This window comes from Azospirillum formosense (assembly GCF_013340925.1).
Taxonomy (GTDB): domain Bacteria; phylum Pseudomonadota; class Alphaproteobacteria; order Azospirillales; family Azospirillaceae; genus Azospirillum; species Azospirillum formosense.
The window spans coordinates 1-10,691 of sequence record NZ_WHOR01000201.1; the positions used below are offsets into that span (position 1 = coordinate 1).

Annotated in this window: 9 protein-coding genes; 1 reads left to right on the plus strand and 8 read right to left on the minus strand. The window is 68.7% G+C overall.

Features of this window, described 5'->3' with window-relative positions; all coding sequences use genetic code 11:
* Positions 1–39: 39 nt before the first annotated feature.
* From GBZ26_RS21355 to GBZ26_RS21365, 3 genes are read right to left on the minus strand one after another with little or no spacing between them, the layout of a single operon-like run.
* On the minus strand, positions 40–144 hold the full coding sequence (locus GBZ26_RS21355; protein ID WP_247884860.1) for an FAD-binding protein: 105 nt from the start codon (positions 142–144) through the stop codon (positions 40–42).
* 9 nt (positions 145–153) lie between these two features.
* Complete coding sequence (gene hpnD / locus GBZ26_RS21360) at positions 154–1,089, minus strand: presqualene diphosphate synthase HpnD (RefSeq protein WP_174440573.1); 936 nt, start codon at positions 1,087–1,089, stop codon at positions 154–156.
* Between the two features lie 38 nt (positions 1,090–1,127).
* On the minus strand, positions 1,128–2,000 hold the full coding sequence (locus GBZ26_RS21365) for a squalene/phytoene synthase family protein (protein WP_014197277.1): 873 nt from the start codon (positions 1,998–2,000) through the stop codon (positions 1,128–1,130).
* A 120-nt stretch (positions 2,001–2,120) separates the two neighbouring features.
* Here GBZ26_RS21365 and GBZ26_RS21370 point away from each other — a divergent pair, with 120 nt between their 5' ends.
* Positions 2,121–2,975 (plus strand): phytoene/squalene synthase family protein, encoded by an 855-nt coding sequence (locus tag GBZ26_RS21370; RefSeq protein ID WP_174440574.1) that lies wholly within the window; start codon positions 2,121–2,123, stop codon positions 2,973–2,975.
* 10 nt (positions 2,976–2,985) lie between these two features.
* Here the strand turns inward: GBZ26_RS21370 and GBZ26_RS21375 are convergent, their stop codons facing one another.
* The 5 genes from GBZ26_RS21375 to uvrA all read right to left on the minus strand — a co-directional run bounded on the left by GBZ26_RS21375 (position 2,986) and on the right by uvrA (position 10,536).
* Positions 2,986–5,046, minus strand: a complete 2,061-nt coding sequence (locus GBZ26_RS21375; RefSeq protein WP_246653906.1) for a methyl-accepting chemotaxis protein — start codon at positions 5,044–5,046, stop codon at positions 2,986–2,988.
* Positions 5,047–5,183: 137 nt separating this feature from the next.
* On the minus strand, positions 5,184–6,548 hold the full coding sequence (trmFO, locus tag GBZ26_RS21380) for a methylenetetrahydrofolate--tRNA-(uracil(54)-C(5))-methyltransferase (FADH(2)-oxidizing) TrmFO (RefSeq protein WP_174440575.1): 1,365 nt from the start codon (positions 6,546–6,548) through the stop codon (positions 5,184–5,186).
* A 142-nt stretch (positions 6,549–6,690) separates the two neighbouring features.
* Positions 6,691–7,167, minus strand: coding sequence for an SRPBCC family protein (locus tag GBZ26_RS21385; RefSeq protein WP_174440576.1), 477 nt, complete (start codon positions 7,165–7,167; stop codon positions 6,691–6,693).
* Between the two features lie 200 nt (positions 7,168–7,367).
* Positions 7,368–7,568 (minus strand): hypothetical protein, encoded by a 201-nt coding sequence (locus GBZ26_RS21390; RefSeq protein ID WP_174440577.1) that lies wholly within the window; start codon positions 7,566–7,568, stop codon positions 7,368–7,370.
* A 115-nt stretch (positions 7,569–7,683) separates the two neighbouring features.
* Positions 7,684–10,536 (minus strand): excinuclease ABC subunit UvrA, encoded by a 2,853-nt coding sequence (gene uvrA / locus GBZ26_RS21395; protein WP_174440578.1) that lies wholly within the window; start codon positions 10,534–10,536, stop codon positions 7,684–7,686.
* Positions 10,537–10,691: the final 155 nt, after the last annotated feature.

Sequence of the window (10,691 nt, forward strand, 5' to 3'; positions counted from 1 at the left end):
ACACGGTATCCGCTTCAGTCTGGTGCGCCGGGAGTTGTGTCAACAGGACAGCTCGTGCAGGATGACCCGCCGCCCGGCCTCGGTCAGGCGGACGGCGGCGGACAGGCCGGCAAGGCCGGCGCCGACGATGTGGACGGTGCCCAAGCCGGCCCGTCAGGCGGCGGGCGGATAGCCGAGCGCGCAGCGCACGGCCACCAGGGCGCATTCGCGCTTGCCGACCCGCACCCGCCGGTCGAGATCGCGCCAGCCCCGGGCGCGCAGCCGCACCAGCAGCCGGTGGTACAGCACCATCATGGCGACCGCCGCCCACAGCGAGCCGCGCCGCCCGGCGGCCTGCCCCTCGGCCAGCGCGCGGCGCGCCTCGGCGAAGCGTTCCTCGGCCAGCACGGCCAGCGCCTCGCAGGTCTGCGGTAGGTTGGGGTGGGCGAGCACCGTGGCGGGGTCGGAACTGGCGATGCCCGCCTCGTCGAGCAATTCGCGCGGCAGGTAGAGGCGGCCGATCTCCGCGTCTTCCGTCAGGTCGCGCAGGATGTTGGTCAGCTGCAACGCCTCGCCCAGCGCCAGGGCGAAGGCTTCGGTGGAGGCGTCGGCGCGGTCGAACACGCGAATCGCCAGCATTCCCACCGCGCCGGCGACGCGGCGGCAGTAGAGCCGCAGGGTCGGCAGCGCCGGGCCGGTCATGCCGCCGCTCCCGTTGCCGTCAGTGCCGCCGTCCGCCGGGATGTCCATCGCCATGCCGTCGATCAGCGCTTCCAGCTCGCCCCGCGGCAGGCCGTAGCGCTCGATGGCGCCCTTCAGCGCCGCTCCCAGAGAGCTGGACGGCGCGCCTCCGGCGTAGAGGCCGCGGATCTCCGTCCTCCACACATCGAGGGCCGCGCGCTTCTCCGCAGGCTCTCCGGGCTCGTCCGCGATGTCGTCGATTCGCCGGCAGAAGGCGTAGATGGCGAACATCGCCGCCCGCTTGGAGCGGGGGAGAAGCAGCATCGGCCAGTAGAAGGTGCTGCCCGAGCGCCCGGTCACCGCCGCCGCCGCGGCAGCCGGGCTGCCGGCGGTGTCGCTCTGCGTCGAGTCCAGCGATGGCTGCGGCATACGTCGGTCCTGCGTGGTGTCGGTCGAAGGGTGCGAGTCTATTTGCTCCCGATGGCGCGCGCCAGTCCGCGTGCGGTGGCGAACAGCTTGTGATGCGTGCCGAGCACCACCCGCTTCTTCAGCGGGTCGCGGCTGCGCAGCCGTTGCGCCAGCGACTCGGCGAGGCTGAGGATCACCGACGCTTCCATCCGCAACCCGCGGTGCTGGATCAGGCCGGGCAGGGGGGCGGCGCGCTCCAGCAGCCGGTCGGTGTGCTCCAGCGTGCGGTCGAAGATGGCGCGCAGCTTGGCGTCGCTCTCGGTTTCCACCAGCCGCTCGACGCTGATCGCCGAATCGTCGAACCAGACCAGCGGGATGTAGCAGCGCCCGAGCTGGCTCCAATCCTCCCGGCAATCCTGAAGGTGGTTCAGCACCTGCAGGGCGGTGCACAGCGCGTCCGACGCCGGCCCGGCGGCCACACCCTCGCCATGCAGGTCCAGCAGGTAACGCCCGACCGGGTTGGCGGAGAATCGGCAGTAGAGCAGCAGGTCGCTCCAGCTGTGGCAGCGCGCGCCCACCGCGTCGCGCCGGAAGGCGCGCAGCACCTGCCGGGGGTGGCGGTCGCTGACCCCGGTCGCCTGCAGGCTGGCGCGCAGGTCCAGCGCCGGCTTCAGATAGGCGTGCTTGGCCTGCCCGGTGGTCAGTGAGCGCTCCAGCGCCTCCAGATAGGCGAGCTTGGTCTCCGGCTCGAGATCGGGGTCGTCGGCGATGTCGTCGCCCAGCCGGACGAATCGGTAGAAGGCCATGACATGCGGCCGGAGATGCTTCGGAAGCAGGCGCGAGGCGACCGGAAAATTCTCCGAGTCCGCATCCTTGCGGGCGACCGGGCTGGGTTTGCGGGGCTTGGTGGGGGCGACGTTGAAATCGGCCATTGTTCCGCCTGCTGCGCGTCGGGGCTGGTGTGGAGAGCCTGTCTGCCTAATATAAGGCGCGAGCGGGTTTTGCCCCGCTTCCAAACTGTGCCACCCCCATTTTTCCAGAACAGGCATCACATGGCGAAGGCGACCCCCGACCTGTCCTATTGCGGACGGGAGGTGAGGAAATATGACAACGACCGTTTCCTGACGTGCCTTTTCGCCCCGGCGGAGCGCCGCGAATCGCTGTTCGCCCTCTACGCCTTCAACCTGGAGATCGCCAAGACCCGCGAGGTGGTGACCGAGCCGGTTCTGGGCCAGATGCGGCTGCAATTCTGGCGCGACGGGCTGGACAAGATCTACGAGGGCGGTGCTGTGCCCAAGCACGCGGTGATGGAGCCGCTGGCCGCCGCCGTTCAGGAATGCGGGCTGAGCCGCGCCCTGTTCGACCGGCTGATCGACGCGCGGGAGGCCGACCTGGACGACACCCCGCCGGCCAACCTGTCCTGCCTCGTCAACTACGCGGAGGTCACCGGCGCGCCGCTCGTCCAGCTTGCGCTGGAGGTCCTTGGCGCGAAGGGACCCGAGGCGATGGAGGCCGGGCGTCAGGCCGGGATCGGCTACGCGCTGGCCGGCATCGTCCGGGCGGTGCCCTTCCACGCCCGCCAGCACCGCCAGCTTCTCCCCGCCGACCGCATGGCGGCGCACGGCGCCAAACCGGGCGACCTGTTCGAGCTGCGCTCCACCCCCGAGCTGCGCCCCGTGGCGCGCGAGGTGGCGGAGGCGGCGCGCGAGCATCTGGCGAAGGCCCGCGCGCTGCGCCGCTCCGTGCCGCGCGCCGCCCTGTCGGCCCTGCTGCCGGCGGTGCTGGCCGGCCTGCATCTGGACGCGCTGGCGCGGGAGGGCAACGACCCCTTCGCCGCGCGCGTGCTGATGCCTCACCCGCTGCGCCACGCCAAGCTGGCCTGGGCGGCACTGCGCGGCAGGTTCTGACCCCTTTCGGTCAGGCGGCGCGGATCATCGCCACGAACCGCTCCACCTCCTGGCGGAGCTGGTCGGCCTCCCGCGACAGGTCGCCGGCGGCGTTGAGCGCCTGATCGGCCATTGAGCCGGTGGAGCCCGCCGCCTGGGTCACGCCGCCGATGTTCACCGACACGGCGGCGGTTCCCATCGACGCCTGCTGGACGTTGCGGCTGATCTCCTGGGTGGCGGCGCCCTGTTGCTCAGCGGCGGCGGCGATGGCGGTGATCGTCTCGTTGATGGCGATGATGCTCTGCCCCACCGCCTGGATCACGCCGACCACCGTGCCGCTGACGGTCTGCATGTCGGCGATCTGCCGGGAGATGTCCTCCGTCGCCTTGGCGGTCTGGTTGGCGAGATTCTTCACCTCGCTGGCGACGACGGCGAAGCCCTTCCCGGCCTCCCCGGCGCGGGCGGCCTCGATGGTGGCGTTGAGCGCCAGAAGGTTGGTCTGGCCGGCGATGCCCTGGATGAGGTTCACCACGTCGCCGATCTTCTGCGCGGCGGCGGACAGCCCTTCCAGCGTGCTGTTGGTGCGCTCCACCTCGGCGACCGCCTCCGCGGCCATCTGCGAGGATCGGCCGATCCGCTCGTTGATCTCGCGGATGGAGCAGCTCAGCTCCTCCGCGGCGGCGGCCACCGTCTGGACGTTCTGGCTGGCCTCCTCGGCGGCGGTGGAGACGGCGGCGGCCTGACGGTCGGTCTGGGCGGCGATGGCCGACAGGCTCTGCGCGGTGCCGCGCATCGCGCCGGCCTGGTCCGACACGTTGCGCACGACCCCGCCCACCGACGCCTCGAACCGGCTGGCGACGTCGGCGAGGTCGCGTTTGCGACGCTCGGCGGCGCGCTGCTCCTCGCGGTGGCGCTCCTCCTCCAGCTCCGCCATGCGGGTGGTGTTCTCCTGGAAGAGCTTCAGGGCCTTGTTGATGGCCCCGATTTCGTCGGTGCGGCCGGTGTCGGCGATGACCACGCCACGCTCCCCGGCGACCACGGCGTCCAGCGTCGCGATGGTGCGACGCAACGGCAGGCCGACGATGCTGCGGCTGGCGAACAGAAGCGCGGCCACCAGGGCGGCCAGCAGGACCAGCCCGCCGATGATGGTGGCGTTGCGCAGGTCCCGGACCGGGGCGTTGATCTTGTCGAGCGGCAGGTTGACCAGCAGGGACCAGGGCGTCTCCGTTCCCGCGACCGTCACCGGCAGGAACAGCTGCTTCACGGGCTGCCCGTCGGCGACCGCCGTCTGCTCGAAGCTACGCCCCGCGCGGATGGCCGGTTTGGCGGCGTCGAGCGCCGGGTCCGATGCGCCGATCGGTTGCCCCATCCGCTCGGTGTCGGGATGGCCGGCCCAGACCCCGTCGTTGGAAATCAGGTGGATGGACCCGCTGTCGAAGGGCTTCACCGTCTTCAGCATGGACCAGATGCCGTCGGTGGACAGATCGATGCCGGCCACTCCGATGACCCGGCCGTCTTCGACGATCGGGACGGACATGGACACCATCAGCACCTTCCGGCCGGCGACCATGTAGCTGTAGGGCTCCACCACCATGGCGTGTCCGGTGCGCTTCGGGATCTGATAATAGGCGCCGTCGGACCCCGGATCGTCATAGCCGACGAGGGATTCCAGCGCGACCGTCCCCGACCCGCGGTTCCAATAGGGAAGGAACCGGCCGGACGCGTCGGAGCCCGGCTTGTTGGCGAACTCCGCGTCGCGGCCGTCCAGAGCGTTCGGCTCCATCCCCACCCACACGCCGAGGAAATCCGGGTTGGCATCAGCGATGCTCTTGAGCCAGGTGGAGAGCTGCTCCCGGTCGGTGCGGCCCGCGGCTTTCAGGCCGACCAGGGAGGTTGCGATGAAGCGGCCGGCCTCCATCGCGTTGCCCAGCCGGGCGTGGACCATCTCGCCGTAGCGGTGGCCAAGCTGCTCCCCGCTCCGGAAGGCCAGAGTTTCGATGTCCGACCCGCTCTTGGTCGTCAGAGCCGCAATTCCGACCGCCAGGGAAAAGATCGTCACCGTCACGATGACGATCACCTGTTTGGCAACCAATGATTTTGTTTTAATCATAACCATCCCGCTGAAAGACTTTCCCGCTCATTCGAAAGAAAGTGTTCCATGGCGATGGTTAAGTGTCACTTATGACCTTTATTATAGTTCCGTGATAATTTTCCCGAATTTGCCGGACCTCAGACCGCGACGGCGGGTGCGGCCATTAGCCACCCCTCCAGATCCTCCAGCGCGCGGCGGGTGTAGGCGAGCTTGCGGTCGCGTCCGCGGATACGCTCGTCCACCGGCGGGAACAGGCCGAAATTGACGTTCATCGGCTGGTAGGTGTCGGCGTTGGCGCCGCCGGTGATGTGGCCGAGGATCGCCCCCAGCGCGGTGGTGACCGGCGGGGCGGACGGCTCCCCGCCCAGCCGCTCGGCGGCGGCGAAGCGCCCGGCCAGCAGGCCGACGGCAGCGCTTTCCACATAGCCCTCGCAGCCGGTGACCTGCCCGGCGAAGCGGATGCGCGGCTGCGCCTTCAGCCGCAGCGCACCGTCCAGCAGGCGCGGGCTGTTCAGGAAGGTGTTGCGGTGCAGGCCGCCCAGCCGCGCGAACTCCGCCTTCTCCAGGCCGGGGATCATGCGGAAGATCCGCGCCTGTTCGGCGTGGCGCAGCTTGGTCTGGAAACCGACGAGGTTGTAGAGCGTGCCCAGCGCGTTGTCCTGGCGGAGTTGGACCACCGCGTAGGGGCGGCGTTCCGGCTTGTGCGGGTTGGTCAGGCCGACCGGCTTCATCGGGCCGTAGCGCAGCGTGTCCACCCCGCGCTCCGCCATCACCTCGATGGGCAGGCAGCCTTCGAAGTAGGGGGTGCTCTTCTCCCACTCCTTGAAGTCCACCTTTTCGGCGGTCAGCAGGGCGTCGATGAAGGCGCGGTACTCGTCCTTCTCGAAGGCGCAGTTGATGTAGTCCTTGCCGGTGCCGCCGGGGCCGGGCTTGTCGTAGCGCGACTGGAACCACGCCTTGGACAGGTCCACGCTCTCCAGATAGACGATGGGGGCGATGGCGTCGAAGAAGGCCAGCGACTCCTCGCCGGTAAAGCTGCGGATGGCCTCGGCCAGCGGCGGGGAGGTGAGGGGGCCGGTGGCGATGACGACGCTGTCCCACGCCTCCGGCGGCAGGCCGGCGACCTCGCCGCGCTCCACGGTGATGAGCGGATGGCCGGTGATCGCCTCGGTCACGGCGCCCGCGAAGCCGTCGCGGTCCATGGCCAGCGCGCCGCCCGCCGGCACCTTGTGCGCGTCGGCGCAGCGCAGGATCAGCGAACCGCAGCGCCGCATCTCCTCGTGCAACAGCCCGACCGCGTTGTACTCCGCGTCGTCGGACCGGAAGGAGTTGGAGCAGACCAGCTCGGCGAACTGGTCGGTGCTGTGCGCCTCGGTCGGGCGGACGGGCCGCATCTCGTGCAGCACGACGGGAACGCCGCGCTGGGCGAGCTGCCAAGCGGCTTCGGACCCGGCGAGACCGCCGCCGATGACGTGAACGGGGGAAAGGGACGTGTCGACCATATCAGCAACTTTCACAAAGTTGCCGAACAAGTAGACCGTCGTTGTCGCCACGGCAAGGCCAACCCAAACCACGGCGCGGAATCGCGACCAGGATCGTCCGCCGGTTCCGGCGATCCTGGTCGCTCCGCCGAACAGCGGTGACTTACTGGGCGGCGAGCTTCTGCTTCAGCCCGTCAAAGCCGGAGGTGAAGATGCCGGAGATCACCTTGCGCGATTCCTCGTCGCTGGCGCCGTTGGAGGTGTAGCGCGCCGTCCACACGACGCGCGTGCCCTTGCCCGCCGGTTCGGCCGACAGGGAGGCCGCGTAGTCCTTGACCGGCAGCGGGCTGGTCAGGATCGAATAGCGGATGCGGTGGCTGCTGGCGGAGGAGGAGAGCAGGCGCTCCTCGATCGCGCCGCCGCCCTTGAGGGCCAGCACGCGCTCCTGCGCGCCGTCCTTCCGGCGCAGGGTGCAGCTTTCCACCGCCGGGTGCCAGGTGCCGAGGTTGCAGAAGGGGCCGATCTGCTGCCAGACCTTCTCGACCGGATAGGGCAGGGTCGTCGATTCCGTGACCTCGACGGCCAGGGCCGGGCTTGCCAGAGCGACCAGGGTGGCCGCAACCGCGAACAGGGTGCGCATGGGGTTCCCTCCGTTGTTCGGCTGTTCCGGCGCGCATCGTTGGGCGCGCCTTGAAATCCTAGCCGAGCGGGGAGGGCTTGAAACTTGTACGTTGGTAGGACGAACGAGGCAACGACCGGCAAGGCAACGACCGACAAGACAACGGCCGGTCCCGCCTGTGCGGAGCCGGCCGTTTGATTCGGGAGTGAAACGAAGAGTCCTTATTCGCTCTTGGTCGTCGTCGTGCGCTCGGTGGTGGTCGAGCCGCCGGCCGGCGGGGTGGTCAGGCTGGAGTTGCCGTAGTTGGGCGAGGTGGTCGTGGTGGTGGTCGTGGTGCTGGTGGACTCGTCGGTCCCGCAGGCGCTGACCAGCAAGGCCGCGCCGAAGGCCAACGCCACACCGGACATCATGGTCCTGGACATGCTCCGTCTCCATCCTGTTTCACGAACGATGAAGAGGAAACGCCCCCACGGCCGCTTTGTTTCCGAGGCAAAAATCGGCCCAAAGAAAAAGGCCGGGGAAGGCCCCGGCCCGTCTTCATGCCCTCTTCCGGCTTTTCGGCTTCGCCTTCAGGTAGGGTGCCAGATACTGGCCGGTGTAACTCCGCTTGACCTTCGCCACATCTTCCGGGGTGCCCTCCGCGACGATCTCGCCGCCGCCGGTGCCGCCTTCGGGGCCGAGGTCGATGATCCAGTCGGCGGTCTTGATGACCTCCAGATTGTGCTCGATCACCAGCACTGTGTTGCCCTGGTCGACCAGCGCGTGGAGCACCTCCATCAGCTTCTCGACGTCGGCGAAATGCAGGCCGGTGGTCGGCTCGTCGAGGATGTAGAGGGTGCGGCCGGTGGCGCGGCGGCTCAGCTCCTTGGACAGCTTCACCCGCTGCGCCTCGCCGCCCGACAGAGTCGTGGCGGGCTGGCCGATGTGGATGTAGCCGAGGCCCACCCGCTCCAGCGTCTCCAGCTTGTCGCGGATGCCGGGCACCGCCTTGAAGAACTCCTTGCCCTCCTCGACCGTCATGTCGAGCACGTCGGCGATGGTCTTGTCGCGGTAGGTGACCTCCAGCGTCTCGCGGTTGTAGCGCTTGCCGTGGCAGACGTCGCAGGTGACGTAGACATCGGGGAGGAAGTGCATCTCGATCTTGATGACGCCGTCGCCCTGGCACGCCTCGCAGCGCCCGCCCTTCACGTTGAAGGAGAAGCGGCCGGGGCCGTAGCCGCGGGCCTTGGCTTCCGGCAGGCCGGCGAACCAGTCGCGGATCGGGGTGAAGGCGCCGGTGTAGGTCGCCGGGTTGGAGCGCGGGGTGCGGCCGATCGGCGACTGGTCGATGTCGATGACCTTGTCGAGATTCTCCAGCCCCAGCAGTTCGTCATGCTCCGCCGGATGCTCGCGCGCGCCCATCAGCTTGCGCGCCACCGCCTTGTAGAGCGTCTCGATGATCAGGGTGGACTTGCCGCCGCCCGACACGCCGGTCACGCAGGTGAAGGTGCCCATCGGGATGCGCGCCGAGATGTTCTGAAGGTTGTTGGCGCGCGCGCCCTTCACCTCCAGGAACTGGCCCTTGTGGCCGGGGCGCCGCTGGTCCGGCACCGGCACGAAGCGGGTGCCGTTGAGGAACTGGGCGGTGACGCTATCCGGATTGGCCTGGACCTCCGCCGGGGTGCCCTGGGCGATCACGGTGCCGCCGTGCTGGCCGGCGCCGGGGCCCATGTCCACCAGATAATCGGCGGTGCGGATGGCGTCCTCGTCATGCTCGACCACGATCACGGTGTTGCCGAGATCGCGCAGCCGCTTCAGCGTCGCCAGCAGCCGGTCGTTGTCGCGCTGGTGCAGGCCGATCGACGGCTCGTCCAGCACGTAGAGCACGCCGGTCAGGCCGGACCCGATCTGCGAGGCGAGGCGGATGCGCTGGCTCTCGCCGCCGGACAGCGACCCGGAGCCGCGGCTGAGCGTCAGGTATTCCAATCCCACCGCGTTGAGGAAGCCCAGCCGCTCGTTGATCTCCTTGAGGATGCGGTAGGCGATCTCCTTGTCCTTCGGACGCAGATGGTCGTTCAGCGTGCTGAACCACGTCGCCGCGTCGGCGATGGACATCTCCGCCGCCTGGGAGATGTGCTGGCCGTGCACCTTGACGGCCAGCGCCTCCGGCTTCAGGCGGGCGCCCTTGCAGGTCTCGCAGGGCTGGGAGGACTGGTACTTGGACAGCTCCTCCCGCATGTAGGCGCTTTCCGTCTCGCGGTAGCGGCGCTCCAGATTGTTGACGATGCCCTCGAAGGCCTTGTTCGTCTGGTAGCTGCGCAGCCCGTCGTCGTAGGTCATCGTGATGGCGGCGCCGTCGGAGCCGTAGAGGATGGTCTGGCGGACCTTCTCCGGCAGCTTTTCCCACGGCGTGTCCATGGCGACGCCGAAATGCTGGGCGATGCTCTCCAGCGTCTGCACGTAATACTGGGAGGAGGAGCCGGCCCAGGGGGCGATGGCGCCCTTCTTCAGCGACAGCCGTTCGTCCGGGACGACCAGCATGGGGTCGAAGTAGATCTTGCTGCCCAGCCCGTCGCAGGCCGGGCAGGCGCCGAACGGGTTGTTGAAGGAGAACAGCCGCGGCTCGATCTCCGGAATCGTGAAGCCGGACACCGGGCAGGCGAATTTCTGCGAGAAGACGGTCTGCTCGTGCGATTCAGCGTCCTCGACGAAGACGATCCCGTCGGCGAGGCCGAGCGCCGTCTCCAGCGAATCGGCGAGCCGGCTGCCCAGCCCCTCGCGGACGACGATGCGGTCCACCACCACGTCGATGTCGTGCTTCAGCTTCTTGTTGAGCGCCGGGACCTCGTCGATCTCGTGCATCGTGCCGTCGACGCGCACGCGCTGGAAACCGCGCTTGCGGAGGTCCTGGATCTCCTTCTTGTACTCGCCCTTGCGCCCGCGGATGAGCGGGGCCAGCAGCAGCAGCCGCGTGCCCTCCGGCATCGCCAGGATGCGGTCGACCATCTGGCTGACCGTCTGGCTCTCGATGGGCAGGCCGGTGGCCGGGGAGTAGGGGATGCCGACCCGCGCCCACAGCAGGCGCATGTAGTCGTAGATCTCCGTCACCGTGCCGACGGTGGAGCGCGGATTCTTCGAGGTCGTCTTCTGCTCGATCGAGATGGCCGGCGACAGCCCCTCGATCGAATCGACGTCCGGCTTCTGCATCAGCTCCAGGAACTGGCGCGCGTAGGCCGACAGGCTCTCGACGTAGCGCCGCTGGCCTTCCGCGTAGATCGTGTCGAACGCCAGCGATGACTTGCCCGATCCCGACAAGCCGGTGATGACGATCAGCTCGTCCCGAGGCAGATCGACATCGACGTTCTTGAGGTTGTGCTCCCGCGCGCCGCGGACACTGATGTGCTTGTTCATGGAGTGTTCTTAGCCGAAACCGGAGGGGAAGGGAAGGCGCCAAAAAAGCTCCGAAAGCCCGGACAGATATGTGCCACGCGCAGGCGACTTGCCACCGGCGCGCGTTCCTTTCCGGCTGCGTGGGACGCAGGGGCGGGATGCGGGAACCCCAGAGG

Excerpts from the sequence above, each read along its gene's own strand:
- GBZ26_RS21390 (WP_174440577.1), bottom strand. The coding sequence starts at position 7,568 with ATGTCCAGGACCATGATGTCCGGTGTGGCGTTGGCCTTCGGCGCGGCC.
- GBZ26_RS21370 (WP_174440574.1), top strand. The coding sequence starts at position 2,121 with ATGGCGAAGGCGACCCCCGACCTGTCCTATTGCGGACGGGAGGTGAGG.
- GBZ26_RS21365 (WP_014197277.1), bottom strand. The coding sequence starts at position 2,000 with ATGGCCGATTTCAACGTCGCCCCCACCAAGCCCCGCAAACCCAGCCCG.
- trmFO (WP_174440575.1), bottom strand. The coding sequence starts at position 6,548 with ATGGTCGACACGTCCCTTTCCCCCGTTCACGTCATCGGCGGCGGTCTC.
- GBZ26_RS21385 (WP_174440576.1), bottom strand. The coding sequence starts at position 7,167 with ATGCGCACCCTGTTCGCGGTTGCGGCCACCCTGGTCGCTCTGGCAAGC.
- hpnD (WP_174440573.1), bottom strand. The coding sequence starts at position 1,089 with ATGCCGCAGCCATCGCTGGACTCGACGCAGAGCGACACCGCCGGCAGC.
- uvrA (WP_174440578.1), bottom strand. The coding sequence starts at position 10,536 with ATGAACAAGCACATCAGTGTCCGCGGCGCGCGGGAGCACAACCTCAAG.